The organism is Streptomyces sp. ITFR-21 (genome assembly GCF_031844685.1).
In the GTDB taxonomy this organism is placed as follows: domain Bacteria; phylum Actinomycetota; class Actinomycetes; order Streptomycetales; family Streptomycetaceae; genus Actinacidiphila.
This window is the reverse complement of record NZ_CP134605.1, coordinates 182,887-195,974: the sequence shown is the minus strand read 5'-3', so window position 1 is coordinate 195,974 and position 13,088 is coordinate 182,887. Positions and strand designations below refer to the sequence as shown.

Sequence of the window (13,088 nt, the reverse complement as noted above, 5' to 3'; positions counted from 1 at the left end):
CGGCCGCGGGGGCCGGTACGTGCCGCGGCCGCCCCGTGGTGCAAGATGGGCCTCTCCGACGCCTGGCCGGGCGCCGGTCTCCGTGCTGCCGGACACGGCCCCGACGCCATTGAACCGTGAGGAGTCGCAGTGACCGCAACGGGCCCGAACGGAAGCAGCGGGCGGGCCCGCCACCGTCCCGGGGGCGGTAGCCGCCGGGACGGGGCGACCCTGGCAAGGATATTGGAGGCGGCGGAGTCCGCGGCACCCGTGGAGTCCGTCGACGTGATCGCAGGCGTACTCAGGGAGCGACTCGGAGCCGTGTCGGTATCCTTCCTGATCACCGACTTCTCCGGTGCTTCGGTCGTGCGGCTGGGAGCTGCGGGCAGTGTCGACACCGGTGAGCCGGCCCGACGCGTCATCGTGCGGGGCACCGTGTACGACGACGTGATCCGCACCCAGAAACCGGCCATCGAGGACGGCGGCGGGGGGACGCCGGTGCGGATCGTCGCCCCGGTGACCAATCGCGGGGACGCCATAGGGCTCCTGGAGCTTTTCCTGTCCGCGGTGCCGGACGCGGAGGCGATGCGGGAGATCGGCGAGAGCGCGCACGCGCTGGCCTACGTCGTCATCGCGAACCGGTCCTTCACCGACGTGTACCAGTGGGGCCGGCGCACCACCCCGCTGAACCTGGCCGCGGAGATCCAGCACCGGCTGCTGCCGGCGTCGCTGGCCTGCGAGGCCGCGCAGTTCGCGGTCGCCGGGGCACTGGAGCCCGCCGACCACGTCGGGGGCGACACCTTCGACTACGTGATCGACCGGGACACCTTCCAGCTGTCCGTCACCGACGCCATGGGCCACGACGTCGACGCCGCGCTCCTGGCCACCCTCGTCGTCGGGGCCCTGCGCCGGGCGCGGCGGGCCGGCGCGAGCCTTCAGGAGCAAGCTCTCGAAGCCGACCAGGCCATGCGGGAGCACGGTCGCGGGGGTTACGTCACCGGCCAGCTGCTGCGGATCAGCCTGCTCGACGGCAGCACCGAGTTCGTCAACGCCGGCCACCCCTGGCCGCTGCGCATGCGGGACGGCCGGGTGCGGGAGATCGCTCCCAAGGTCGATCTGCCGTTCGGTGTCCGGCCCATGCACACCTACCGGGTGCAGCCACTGGACCTGCGGCCGGGTGACCGGCTGGTGATGCTGACGGACGGCATGCTGGAGCGCAACGCCAGGAGCCTGGACCTGGCGGACCTGATCGTCGCCACCCGCGCCCTGCACCCACGCGAGGCCGCCCGCGCCCTCGTCGGGGCGATCGTCGACGCCGGCCATGGCCACCTGGAAGACGACGCGACGGTCATGTGCCTGGACTGGCACGGCACCGGCCACTCCCGGCGGGACGCCGCCACCGGCGCCGACCTCACCGACGCCTCACAACCCTCGCAGGCGAGACGGACCGCCCCCGGGCGATAACCCTCCTGGCGCGTCAGGAGGGGCCCTGGCAGCGGCTCTCAGCGCGCTTCCGAAAGGGCGCGCGGCGTCCGATACGAAGACACCGCCGCGCCACCGGTCCCACCCGGCTTCCGCTTGGCCGGCGAGACCGGCGAACAGCGAGGGGCGCCGCCTGTCCTCCGGCGGCGCGCCGCCGTCACGCGGTCGGCCGCGGCTGCTGTTCCCGGACGGGCCGACCGGTTCCTTGCTCAGCGGGGCAGGTACAGGGTGCGGTCGGGGGTGAGGACGACGGTGGCGTCGGTCAGGCCGTTCCACGTGTGGCCCCGGCCGTTGTAGCGGGGGGTGAGGTAGGACCACTCGAGGTTTCCGGCGATCATGGTCTCCAGGGCGTCCAAGTAGGTGCGGAGGCTGCTGTCCTGGCTCGGCGCACCGGCGCGCAGTGTGGTGGTGAGGCGGTCGAATTCGGCTTCCACGCGGTGGACGGTCGCGGCGACGCGGTCGACGGCCGCCTGGAGGTCGCCGCCGTTGTCGCCGAGTGCGAGCTGGATCTCGTTCATGGTGTCGCCGCTGTAGAGCTCCTTGCGGTAGGAGAAGATGTCGTTGACGCCGATCCAGTGGCGTGCGACCAGGACGTTGAGACGCCTCAGTTCGGAGAGCTTCTCCAGAGGGCCGCTCAGGTCGATGCCGAGGCCCAGCTCGAGCAGGGGGAAGCAGCACTCTCCGACCGAGGAGGTGCGGTACTTCTCGTAGGTGGGCAGGTCCAGTGCCGTCAGGTCCTGGGCGAGGTCACGTTCGATGGTGCAGGCGTCCAGGAACTCGTGCAGGTTTCGCGCGCAGCGTTGCCAGGTCCCCGCGGGTGCCAGGGGCAGGGTGTTCTCGCGCAGCTGCCGGAAGGCGCGGGTGAAGGCGGTGTCGAAAGCGGGCTGTCTGCCGTCGATGACCGCGGACAGTTCGTAGAGGCCCAGCTCACGCAGCCGGGCCGGCGCGGCCTGGACGAAGACGTCGTCGATGCAGAACAGGACGTCGATCCAGGCGCAGATCAGCTCGACCCGGTCCTCGCGGGTGTCGGCGTAGACGAGCAGGTTCCACAGGCTGGTGCGGTGCTCCAGGAACGCCTCCAGCTTTTCCTGGTCCTCGAAGGCGTCACGCAGGTACGCGGCGAGGCGGCCCACGCAGCGCTGTTCCAGTGTTTCGAGGCCCGGGCGGCGCCGGGCGGGTGTGAACCGGGGAAAGACCGGCATCCGGAACGAGGGGTACTGATACCTCTCGGGTGGTAAGGCCATATCCCCTCCAGGGGCTGGATCAAAGGTGCCGTGGGAGTGGCCGGGGGCTGTCATCGTTCCCGTCCCCCGCTGGATCGGAGTACGCCGGCCGGGAGCAGGCTGCGGGTGGGGAAGGGGCCGGCCTCGGGGTGAAAGGAAAGCGGGGCGGCTGTGGAGGCTGCCGGTCGCGGCGAGGATGGCGGGAACGGCTTGGCCATGCCGGAGTGCCCGCCTGGGCACGTGTGGCGATTGCCGCCGAAGGCGGTGCACGTCTGACACGTGGCGGGGGTGGGAAGTCCGAACGGTCAGCGGTCCGGGTCGAGGCGTTCGCCGTCGGTGAAGACGGCCGGGTCCGGTGCGAGGCGGAGGGGGGACATGCCTCGGCCTACCCCCCTTGCGGTCGCTCAGACGGATGCGAGGGGGCGTACGACGCCATTCGCGCGGTGCAATTCCACTCCGTGCCCAGATCCGCGGACCCGGCGCGGCCGGGGCATGCCGCGTCCGGCGGCTGCTTGCGCTCACCGTCGGAGCCGGACGAGGCGGGACGGCGGCGGAGGGCCGGCCGCTCCGGGGGAACCGGAGGGCGGCGCACCAGGCATATGTCGGTCCGCCGGAGAAGCGGATACGGCTCCGAACCGGTTGCGTTCAAGCCGCACGCCCGACGTGCCCGGTGCCCCGGCCGGGCAGGTGGATCTGCAGGCCGTACCGCCGAGAGCTGTCGGGCTCCGGCAGCGGGACTTCGCCACGGCGAACAGGGTGCCGCCCGTCCGTGAGCGCGACGTTGACCGGCGGGCCGCCGGCCCGCGGCAGCGCAGCCGGCTGCCCCATGCCGTGCTCTTGGCCCTGGTCGGCGCTCACCCTCCGGCTTGGTTCGATTCCCCGCTCGATTTCACGGGGGAACGCCTGCCCTGCTGCGCCCGGCAGGCGTTGTCCCGCGGTCGCTGCCGTAGGCCGTGGCCGCGGAGTTGCGGCGGGTGGCTGCCGGGGCAGTGTGGTGCGGCTGGTGGCAGTTGCGCGGCACCTGCACGGGATCGGACCGGATTGCCGTCGTTTCCGACGGTCTGCGGGTCTTGCGGCCCAACTGTATTGTTGGCCTGTTTGTCCCTCTTCGAGATGAGAACGGGGCCGTAGGGTCCGGGGGAGACCCGGTTGGTATGCGTTCTCCGTCCTGGAGGAGTGTGTGTGATCATTCAGCGCTATGGCGATCTGGAAGTCGGGATCACCAGAGAAGTCGCGACGAGGTGGAGTCCCTTCATCAATCCCACGTCCCTGTACACGGCCATCATCATGGGTGTAGGCCATGGCGACTTCCACCCCGTGGCGGCCCAGTACGGGGGCGGGAGTTTGCAACAGCGGATGGCGGTACTGCTGCGAGACGTCTCCGCCGGTCGGGACCTGTTACGGCCGCCCGCTGGATGGCAGAGGCTAGGTGGCCTCCCGACCGCAAATCCTGACAGGCCTGCCTCGATCTGGCGGCCGGTCCCTCCGCCGGGGTACGTCGCTCTGGGCGACATAGCCAGTCTGGAGCAGCCCGGGAGTTGGGTGGCCTGTGTCAAGCAGGTGCACAACGGGCGTGCCTATGTGCGGCAGGGCGAAGCCGGCGGGCTGTTGTGGGAGAGCGCCGGGGTGCGGTTGTGGTCGGTGGTGCCTCCGCCGTACCCGGACGGGGACCTCGACGAACGCCTGTTCCTGCCCGTGGGTGCCTTCACCGTCGTGAGTACCGCGGGGCGGCCCAATCCGACGCCCACGACCTGGATCCTGGACCTGCCCGCCGCGGTGGAACGCGGCCCCGGCCCCGGGATCCCGGTTCTGACGTCGCACAGCCGGCCGCCGGCGCAGACGAGGGTGACCGACCGCACCGTGACGGTGCCCTACTTCATGGTCGACGACCCCAATCGCAGCGTGGACTGGCGGATCGACAACTCGCCGTTCTATCGGATCCGCCGCCACCGGAACTTCGATCTCGTCCTCTTCCGTGACAACCGGGCCGGAACGGTGGCCCAGACGGAGGCGGAAGAGATCACCACCGGTGTCACCCATGAGGCGGGTACCTCCTTCAGCGTGACCACGGGCATCACCGTGGGCACGTCGGTCGGTGTGGAGGCGTCCGCCAAACCGTTCGGGGTGGGTGCCAGCACGACCGTCACCGCCTCGGTCTCCGCCTCGCTTGAAGTGGGATATGAAACCCGGCGCAACGTCGCGGTGCTGTCCGAGCAGAAAAAGACACGCGGGCTCGTCATTCCGCCGCACAGCACTGGCTGCCTGTGGATGGAGCGCCACGAACTCGTGCCGGTCCGCGCCGATGGCAGCGTTCTTAGCGCCCAGGCGGCCCTGGGGTTCCGTACGGACTACTACGTGACCGGCGAATTCCCCGGCGGAACCGGCGTCATCCCCTTCACCAGCGACGCCTCCGGCACACGCACCGCGCTCCCCGCCACCCACCTCCCCCCCTTTTCCACCTTTCCCCGGACCGCCGCCGGCGCATCCCTGCCCGACACCCCCACAGACCCCGGCGAACCGGCTGGAGGACAGTAGACCGACCTCACCAGGGCGAGGACGCCCAGCAACCGGTGCGCCCCGTGGCAGGCCCGACTCCGGTGCCACCGGACCGCGGCTGCCTGGAGGACCCGGGCGCGGAGGTTCCGCCCATGGAGCAGGGGTCGCCCCCGTCGCCGTCGGTGACGGCCGTGCAGCCCGTTCCCGCCGATCCTGTCCGCCAGGCCCGCGACTGATCGAGGAATCCACCGGGCCGTGCTCGAAGACGCCGCGTCGTTGACGGCGCCGCGGACCCACGACACCGCGCGGCTCTGACGAGCCTGGCCGAACGGCTGTCGCGGGCCCTGCGGCAAGCCCCGGACCCCATCCGCCGACGGCAGGCACCGCTGTTGTTCAGACCCCTTGTCCAGAGCTCCGCAGGACTGCGACACCTCTTCTCCCGGCCTCGAACGCGCGGAGAAGCAGGGCTTCTTCTCTCCGGGGTCCGCATGGGGGGACCGCGGGGCGCGGCTGGCGGGTGGCGGAGATCCGCGGCGAGGTGTTGCTGACGCGCCCGGTTGCGGCTGGCGACACGCGACACGATGTCCTACGCCCGCCTGACCGCGAAGCCGGACCGCTACGCCGCTTTACCGCACCGCACCGCCGTCGGAGCGGGGGAACGCGGCCCGGGCGCCGCGCTCACACTGGCTGCGATGTCTCGGGTCGTGTGGCTGTCAGGGGAGTGGTTGTTTATACGGCCCACGCCACCTACGACTCGAAGCGGATAAAGAATGCATGAGGTACTTAGTGTTACTAATTCGCATATCGTGGCATGTGTGGCGAAACGGTGTTAGAGTGCCGAGAGTTGCCTCACGTGGCATTTTCGATGCACGGGTGAAGGAGTGATCTCTATGGGCCTGCCCATCGTCGGCGGTTTGGTCGACAGCGTGATCGGCATTGTGATCGGTGCGGTGTACGGCATCGCCCCTCAGGTCGGGGCTCTGCTGAGTGGCCTGGGATTGCCCTTGTAACGGGTTGGTGCGTGATAGCGGGTGAAGTGTTGCCGCTGGTGGGTGGCATGATCCGCTTGTGGCGTTCATGGTCAATGGGTTGTCTTGGCACATCGGCTGTTCACGGGTATCTCGCGGCGTCGTCTGGCTTGCCTGGTCAGGAGTTGGCCCAGCCGTGGCCGGCCGGTGTTGACAATGGCCGCCGCGCGGTACGGGGAAGGCCGAGGAGGCGGGCTGCGGGAGCCGGAGCAGGAGATCGGCTGGTCTTCGTCGACCGAATGGACGACCCCGTCGATAACGTCTGCGGCCAGGTCGGCCAGGAGCCGGCGGAACTCGGGGCGGGCGACGGTCCGGTCGATGGTGCCGTCAGGGCCGACGGTCTCGCCGCTTCTTGAAGGCCGGGGTGTCGCTCCCGCGGTGGGCCTTCGCCGGCCGGCTCCGGCGCAGCCGGGCTCGGGTGCCCGTGCCGTCGGGTACCGGGTGATTCCGGAGGGCCAAGGGGTCGGCGGTGCCGCGATCCGCCGTGGGGGTCGGTGGCCCCGGTGTGGATACTGTGGGTCATGCGTATCGACTTCGACCCGAGCCGGATGGAACGGAACGCCTTCTACCGGCTTCTCACTTCGGTGGTGGTACCCCGGCCGATCGCCTGGGTGTCGACGACCAGCCGGGACGGCTCTTCTGACAACCTCGCCCCGCACAGCTTCTTCACGGTGTCCTGCGTCAGTCCGCCGATCGTGCAGTTCACATCGGTCGGGCGGAAGGACTCGGTGCGGAACATCGAGGACACGGGGCAGTTCGTGGTGAACCTCGCACCCGAGCACCTGTTCGAGCAGATCAACGCGACCGCGACGGACTTTCCCCACGGGGTGAGCGAGTTCGACGCGGTGGGGATCGCCCGGGAGCCGAGCCTGCGGGTCAAGCCGCCACGGGTGGCGGCCTCACCGGTGGCGCTGGAGTGCGAACTGCACAGCACGGTACGGCTGGGGGACTCCACGATCGTGCTCGGGCGGGTGGTACATGCGGCGGTTTCGGAGGCCGTCATGGTGGACGGACACCCCGAGGTACGCAAGCTGCGGCCGCTGGCGCGACTGGGCCGGGACGAGTGGGACACCGTCGGGGAGGTCTGGGAGATCAAGCGGATTCCGCTGGCGGAGTGGCCGGACCCTCTGGGGCGCTGACACCGGACTCACGGGTACGGCCGCGGCGCGCGACGGCCGCCGCGGCTACGGCGGTCAGGCCGAGGAAGGCCAGCGCCAGCAGGAAGACCGGCGAGGTGGGGGAGGCGGCGCGGCTGCCGGCGACCACGTAGGCGGCGGTGTTGGCCACGCTGCCCGCCGCGGTGGCGGTGAGGAAGGGCAGCAGCCGGATACGGGAGATCGCCGCGGCGTAGTTGGCCGCCGCGAACGGCACTCCGGGAAAGAGCCGCAGTGCCAGCGTGCTGCGGAAGCCGTGATGGCTCAACTGCCGGTCCAGGGACAGGACCAGCCGCCCGCGGAGCAGGGGCCGCAGGGCGTCGCGGCCGAGGAAGCGGCCGAGCAGGAAGGCCAGTCCGGCGCCGAGCACGGTGCCGGCTATCGCCGCGGGCAGTCCGGCGTGGATGCCGTAGAGGGCCCCGGCGGCGGCGTTCAGCAGCGGTCTGGGGACGAAGGCGACGGTGGCGAGCCCGTAGCCGAGGGCGAAGAGTGCCACGGCGGTAGGTCCGGAGGACGTCCGCAGCGGCCAGCCGCGCGTCAGCAGCCGCTGCGGTTCCAGTGCGAGTGCGAGGGCGACCGCCGCCGCCAACACCACCACCAGCAGCCCGAACCGCACCCACGGTGGGACCGGCCCCCGCCACCACCGGCCCGCCGGTCCGCGGACGGGACCGGATGCGCGGGCGGAACCCGCGGCGGGCATGGAGTCAGGGACGGAGCCAGGGACGGATCGGTCGGCCACCCGCCGAGCGTAGCCGAGCCGAAGCGGACGGCGGCCCCGGCGAACGGCGTCGGCGCGGCCCGCGGGGGCGCCGCCGCCGGTCCCCGACGGCTCGTTCATCACCCGTAACGCCGGTGCGGCCCGCCCGCGCCGCACTGCCCGGCGCCCCACCTGAGCGCCTGAGCCGCCGGAGCGGACGTGCGCGCCCGCCGCGGCCCCGGCCGTAGGGTCTGCCGCCTGCCGCCTGCCGCCTGCCGCCTGCCGCCTGCTCCGGCGAACGGCGCCGCCTACATCCCCACCCCGCCCGACACCTCGCTCCGCCGGGGGCCTCCCGCGGCGACGACGGGTGACGCGCCCTGCGGGGAGCGGCGGTCGAGGACGCCGGCGGTGACCGCGATACCGAGGCCGGCCACCGCCAGGACCGCGCCGACCAGCGCGGGCGAGGTCCAGCCCCAGCCCGCGGCGATGGCCGCGCCGCCCAGCCAGGCACCGCCCGCGTTCGCCAGGTTGAAGGCGGAGTGGTTGGAGGCGGAGGCCAGGGTGGGCGCCCGGCGGGCCTTGTTCATGACCAGCATCTGCAGCGGAGTCGTGGTCAGGAACCCCACCGCGCCGAGGACCAGCACCGCCACCGGGGCCGCGGCCTTGGAGTGGACCGCGTGGGGGAACAGGACCAGCACGACGGCGAGCACGCTCAGGGAGCCGTAGAGGGTGGGCCGCAGCGCCCGGTCGGTGAGGGGGCCGGCGACGAGCGCGCCCAGTGTCATGCCGATGCCGAAGAGGGCCAGCAGCCAGGTGACGGTGGAGTCCGCGAAGCCGGTGACCTCGGTCATCATCGAGGCGAGGTAGCTGTAGACGGCGAACACCCCCGCGAAGCCGAACACCGCGGTGAGCAGCCCGAGCAGCACCTGCGGCTCGCGCAGTGCCCGGATCTCCGAGCCCACCCCCGCGTGTTCCTCCTCCGGCAGCCGCGGGATGAGCAGCGCGAGCGAGGCGAGGGCCAGCAGGCCGACCACCGAGACGACCAGGAACGTGGCACGCCAGCCCAGGTGCTGGCCGAGCGCGGTGGCCGCCGGCACACCGACGATGTTGGCGATGGTCAGGCCGAGGAACATCGCGGCGACCGCCCGCGCCCTGCGGTCCTCCGCCACCATGCGGGACGCCACCACCGCACCGACGCCGAAGAACGCGCCGTGCGGCAGCCCGGCCAGGAAGCGTCCGGCGAGCAGGGTGGCGTAGCCGGGGGCGACGGCGGACGCCAGGTTGCCCACCGTGAACAGGCCCATCAGCAGCAGGAGCATCCGCTTGCGGGGGATGCGGGAGCCGAGCGCGGTGAGCAGGGGGGCGCCCACCACCACGCCGAGCGCGTACGCGGAGACGAGATAGCCCGCGGTCGGCACGGACGTGCCGAGGTCGTTCGCGACGTTGGGCAGCAGGCCCATCATCACGAACTCGGTGGTGCCGATGCCAAACGCGCTGACCGCCAGGGCGAGTATGGCCAGGGGCATGGGAGTTCCTTCGCGGTGCGGGGGACGGTGTGGTGCCCCGGGGGGCTAAGTTCATTGCCGGAACAAGTTCCCTCACCCCGGTGATTCCCGGATGTCACCGACGGGTGAAGTCCCGCTGACGAAGCCCTTGCCGCGGCCCGCCGCGAAGCGCCGCTGTCCGGCCCGCCGCGGTGCGGTGCGCCGCTGCCCGGCCCGGCCCGCCGCGCCCGGTGGCTCGCCGGCCGACGGGCCCGCCCGCCCGGTGGTCCGGTGTCTGACGGTCCGTGCCCGGCGCCCCGCCCGGCCGTCCTCGGCGCGTCCGGTGGACCCCGCCCGGAGGGCGCCGCGGCGACTGGGAGAATCGGCGGATGAGCCAGGAACCCCTGCCCGTCACCAGGGCCGTCGACTTCGGCACCGCCAAGTTGCTGCCCGATCTGGACCGGCCGCGGGCCTGGCTGCTGACCGTGGACGGGGCGCCGCAGTCGTATGTGGACCTCGACGAGCCGGCGCATCTGGAGTTCGAGTACGTCCGGCGTGTCGCCTACGTCGTGGAGTCCTGCTTCGACACGCCGGTGGACGCCGTGCACCTCGGCGGCGGCGCGCTGACGCTGCCGCGCCGGCTGGCGGTCACCCGGCCGGGATCGCGGCAGCAGGTCGTGGAGGCCGACCGCGCGCTGGCCGCCCTCGTCGCCGAGCGGTTGCCGTCGCGGGAGCCGGGCATCGCCGTGCACACCGCCGACGCCCGGGAATGGCTGACGGCCGCCCCCGGCGGCAGCGCGGACGTCGTCGTCACCGACGTCTTCGGCGGCTCCCGGGTCCCCGCGCACCTGACCACCGTGGAGTTCCTGCGCGAGGCGGTACGGGTGCTGCGCCCGGACGGCGTCTATGTCGCGAACCTCGCCGACGCCGACCCCTTCGCCTTCCTCGGCTCTCAACTCGCCACCGTCCGCGAGGCGTTCGGTCCGGACGCGGAACTGTGCCTGCTGGCCGAGCCCGCGGTGCTGCGGGGGCGCCGCTTCGGCAACGCGGTACTCGCCGCCACCCGGCGCCCGCTCCCGCTGGAGGAACTGGTCCGGCGCTGCGCCGGCGACGTCTTCCCGGCCCGGGTGGTGACCGGCCACCCCCTGCGCGATCTGACCCGTACCCCCGTCCACGACGCCCGCGCGGTCCCGTCACCCGAACCGCCGGACGGGGCGTTCACCGTCGGCTAGGGCCTGGCGCCGGGATCCGCCGGGGCGGCGGCGGGATCCGGTGCGTTGCGGCTGCGCGGCGCAGGAGGGAGGCGGCGTGGTGTGTCGTCGAGCGGCGGGAACGCGGCGGGTGTGCGGGCCGGGGCCCGCTGCACCGCGGAGATCGGCCCGACAGCCACCAGGACCGCCGACGGCGACCGCCGGTCAGGACACCGGCCCCGACAGCGGGCGGGACATCCCGGCCGGGACACCCCGGCTAGGACAGCGGCGCCGCGCCGGCGACGTCCTGACCGGCGGACGCGGGGGCCGTCGCGGCCACCGTCGCGGCCGGGACCGGGCGCGCGACCGTACGGCGCTCCAGGCGGCGTACCGCGGGCAGGGCCAGCACCGCGCCGGTCAGCAGCAGCACCAGTACCGCCGACCCCCACAGCGTGCGGGTCCGGCCGAAGGCGTGCGCCGCCGGGCCGGCCGCGGCCATCGCCACCGGCGTCATCGCCACCGAGCCGAACCAGTCGTACGCCGACACCCGGGACATCATCTCCTCCGCGATCTCCTGGTGCAGCGCGAGCATCCAGCCGACCGCGAACACCTCGATGGCGGCGCCCGCGGCGAACATCACCGGCACCAGCGTCCACAGCGAGGGCGCCAGCGCCAGCGCGGCGGGCGGCAGCGCCAGCGGGAAGACGCCGAGCGTGCCGGCCAGCAGGATGCGCCGGGGCCGCCAGCGCATCATCAGCAGCCCGCCCGCCACCGTGCCGATCCCGCTCGCAGCCAGGGCCAGCCCCCACGGCCCGGCGCCGCCCATGTGCTCGCGGGCCACCAGCGGACCGTAGACCGCCTCGCAAGCGCCGACCGCGCCGTTGACCACCGCGAACTGCCCGACGATGCCCCACAGCCAGGACCGCGAGACGACCTCCCGCCAGCCCGCGCGCAACTCGTGCAGGATGCCGGCGGGCGCCTTCGGACGCCGGGTGGCGGCCACATCGAGCCGGGAGCGCAGCCCCGCCGCCACCGCGAAACCGGTCGCGTCCACCGCGAGCACCCAGCCGGGGCCGACCCCCGCCACCAGCGCGCCGCCCAGCGCCGTACCGCCGATGGTCGCGCCGTTCATCGACAGCCGGAAGACGGAGAACGCCTTGGCCGCGTGCCCGCTCTCCACGGCGGACAGCACCATGCCCTCGGAGGCCGGTGCGAAGAACGCCTGCGCCGCGCCGCCGGTCGCGGTCAGTAACGCCATCTGCCACAGCGCGGGGCGCCCGGTCAGTACCAGCAGCGCGAACAGGCCCTGCGAGGCGGCGTTGGCGCAGTTGGCGACGACCATCACCCGCTGCCGCGGCACCCGGTCGGCCACCGCCCCGCCGATCAGCAGGAAGACCACCAGCACCAGGGTCCTGGCCGCCGCCACCAGGCCGACGTCCGTGGCGCCGCCGCCCTGGTCGATGACCGCGTACGCGGCGGCGATCACGGCACCCGAGCCGCCGAGGTTGGTGACGAAGGACGCGCCCACCAGGAGCCGGAAGTTCCGCCCGGCCCACGGCGGCAGGGCGCGCCGCCAGGGGCGCGGGCGGCCGGGCGGTCGGGAGGCCGGATCGTGGCTCGTCACCCGGGGACTCTCCAGGAGCGGCCCGCCCGCCGCAAACGATTAACCCCCGGGCAGGGGCAGGGGCAGGGGCAGGGGCAGGGGCGGGAGCGGGGATGGAGGCGGGGCAGGGCGGGGGACGGAGGCGGCAGCCGTTCACCGGTCCCGCGGGTCCGTACCGAACGTCGCTACCAGCTGGTAACATCCAGCCATGGCACCGACCCTGCCCGCCGCCGGGCCCTCCATAGGCGAGATGATGACGGCCACCGTTCCGATGGCCCGCACCCTGGACCTGGAGTTCACCGAGACCACCGCCGAGCGCGCCGTGGTCCTGCTGCCCGACCGACCGGACTTCCACAACCATGTCGGCGGTCCGCACGCCGGGGCGGTGTTCACCCTCGCCGAGTCCGCGTCCGGCGCCGTCGTGCTCGCCGCCTTCGGCGAGCAGCTCGGCCGGGCGGTCCCGCTCGCCGTCCGCGCCGAGATCGCCTACACCAAGCTCGCCATGGGCCCGGTCACCGCCACCGCGCGGCTCGGCCGCCCCGCCGCCGAGGTGGTTGCGGAGCTGGACGCCGGTGTCCGCCCGGAGTTCCCCGTCGAGGTCTCCGTCAGCCGCGCCGACGGCGCCGAGACCGCCCGGATGACCGTCGTCTGGACGTTGCGCCCCACCGGCTGACCGGCCGGCGGCCGCCGGCGGGCCGCCCCGCCGGGCCCCGCCCGGCCCGCCCATCCCCGCTGACCGGCCTTGACCGGCC

Annotated in this window: 10 protein-coding genes and 1 pseudogene; 6 read left to right on the top strand and 5 right to left on the bottom strand. The window is 73.0% G+C overall.

All coding sequences use genetic code 11. The annotated features are described in order from the left end of the window. Window positions 1–249: 249 nt before the first annotated feature. Window positions 250–1,443, top strand: a complete 1,194-nt coding sequence (locus tag RLT57_RS00885) for a PP2C family protein-serine/threonine phosphatase (protein ID WP_311295418.1) — start codon at window positions 250–252, stop codon at window positions 1,441–1,443. Window positions 1,444–1,670: 227 nt separating this feature from the next. Here RLT57_RS00885 and RLT57_RS00880 read toward each other — a convergent pair whose 3' ends face one another. Next, entirely contained in the window at window positions 1,671–2,705 is a 1,035-nt protein-coding gene (locus RLT57_RS00880; RefSeq protein ID WP_311295417.1) for a terpene synthase family protein, read from the bottom strand. Between the two features lie 624 nt (window positions 2,706–3,329). After that, on the bottom strand, window positions 3,330–3,542 hold the full coding sequence (locus RLT57_RS00875) for a hypothetical protein (protein WP_311295416.1): 213 nt from the start codon (window positions 3,540–3,542) through the stop codon (window positions 3,330–3,332). Window positions 3,543–3,866: 324 nt separating this feature from the next. Between RLT57_RS00875 and RLT57_RS00870 the strand changes: the two genes are divergently transcribed. The 3 genes and pseudogenes from RLT57_RS00870 (at window position 3,867) to RLT57_RS00860 (ending at window position 7,347) form a co-directional block, all read left to right on the top strand. Next, window positions 3,867–5,219: a hypothetical protein gene (locus tag RLT57_RS00870; RefSeq protein WP_311295415.1), complete on the top strand. Its 1,353-nt coding sequence runs from the start codon at window positions 3,867–3,869 to the stop codon at window positions 5,217–5,219. Window positions 5,220–6,274: 1,055 nt separating this feature from the next. Then, window positions 6,275–6,450: pseudogene (locus RLT57_RS33665) on the top strand (transposase family protein); the annotation flags it as partial. Between the two features lie 279 nt (window positions 6,451–6,729). Next, window positions 6,730–7,347 (top strand): flavin reductase family protein, encoded by a 618-nt coding sequence (locus RLT57_RS00860; protein ID WP_311295414.1) that lies wholly within the window; start codon window positions 6,730–6,732, stop codon window positions 7,345–7,347. Here the strand turns inward: RLT57_RS00860 and RLT57_RS00855 are convergent. Both RLT57_RS00855 and RLT57_RS00850 read right to left on the bottom strand, forming a co-directional pair. Further along, window positions 7,301–8,062 carry a TVP38/TMEM64 family protein gene (locus RLT57_RS00855; protein WP_311300522.1) on the bottom strand — a complete coding sequence of 254 codons (762 nt, stop codon included), beginning with the start codon at window positions 8,060–8,062 and terminating at the stop codon, window positions 7,301–7,303. The two genes, RLT57_RS00860 and RLT57_RS00855, sit on opposite strands and share 47 nt — an antisense overlap. A gap of 305 nt (window positions 8,063–8,367) precedes the next feature. After that, window positions 8,368–9,585: an MFS transporter gene (locus tag RLT57_RS00850; RefSeq protein WP_311295413.1), complete on the bottom strand. Its 1,218-nt coding sequence runs from the start codon at window positions 9,583–9,585 to the stop codon at window positions 8,368–8,370. Between the two features lie 347 nt (window positions 9,586–9,932). Here RLT57_RS00850 and RLT57_RS00845 point away from each other — a divergent pair, with 347 nt between their 5' ends. Beyond that, window positions 9,933–10,775 (top strand): spermidine synthase, encoded by an 843-nt coding sequence (locus tag RLT57_RS00845; protein ID WP_311295412.1) that lies wholly within the window; start codon window positions 9,933–9,935, stop codon window positions 10,773–10,775. A gap of 235 nt (window positions 10,776–11,010) precedes the next feature. On the opposite strand, the gene RLT57_RS00840 is transcribed toward RLT57_RS00845, so the two are convergent. Beyond that, window positions 11,011–12,357 (bottom strand): MFS transporter, encoded by a 1,347-nt coding sequence (locus tag RLT57_RS00840; RefSeq protein ID WP_399127780.1) that lies wholly within the window; start codon window positions 12,355–12,357, stop codon window positions 11,011–11,013. 187 nt (window positions 12,358–12,544) lie between these two features. Between RLT57_RS00840 and RLT57_RS00835 the strand changes: the two genes are divergently transcribed. Continuing rightward, window positions 12,545–13,009 carry a DUF4442 domain-containing protein gene (locus RLT57_RS00835; protein WP_311295411.1) on the top strand — a complete coding sequence of 155 codons (465 nt, stop codon included), beginning with the start codon at window positions 12,545–12,547 and terminating at the stop codon, window positions 13,007–13,009. Window positions 13,010–13,088: the final 79 nt, after the last annotated feature.

Excerpts from the sequence above, each read along its gene's own strand:
- RLT57_RS00880 (WP_311295417.1), bottom strand. The coding sequence starts at position 2,705 with ATGGCCTTACCACCCGAGAGGTATCAGTACCCCTCGTTCCGGATGCCG.
- RLT57_RS00860 (WP_311295414.1), top strand. The coding sequence starts at position 6,730 with ATGCGTATCGACTTCGACCCGAGCCGGATGGAACGGAACGCCTTCTAC.
- RLT57_RS00855 (WP_311300522.1), bottom strand. The coding sequence starts at position 8,062 with ATGCCCGCCGCGGGTTCCGCCCGCGCATCCGGTCCCGTCCGCGGACCG.
- RLT57_RS00850 (WP_311295413.1), bottom strand. The coding sequence starts at position 9,585 with ATGCCCCTGGCCATACTCGCCCTGGCGGTCAGCGCGTTTGGCATCGGC.
- RLT57_RS00845 (WP_311295412.1), top strand. The coding sequence starts at position 9,933 with ATGAGCCAGGAACCCCTGCCCGTCACCAGGGCCGTCGACTTCGGCACC.
- RLT57_RS00835 (WP_311295411.1), top strand. The coding sequence starts at position 12,545 with ATGGCACCGACCCTGCCCGCCGCCGGGCCCTCCATAGGCGAGATGATG.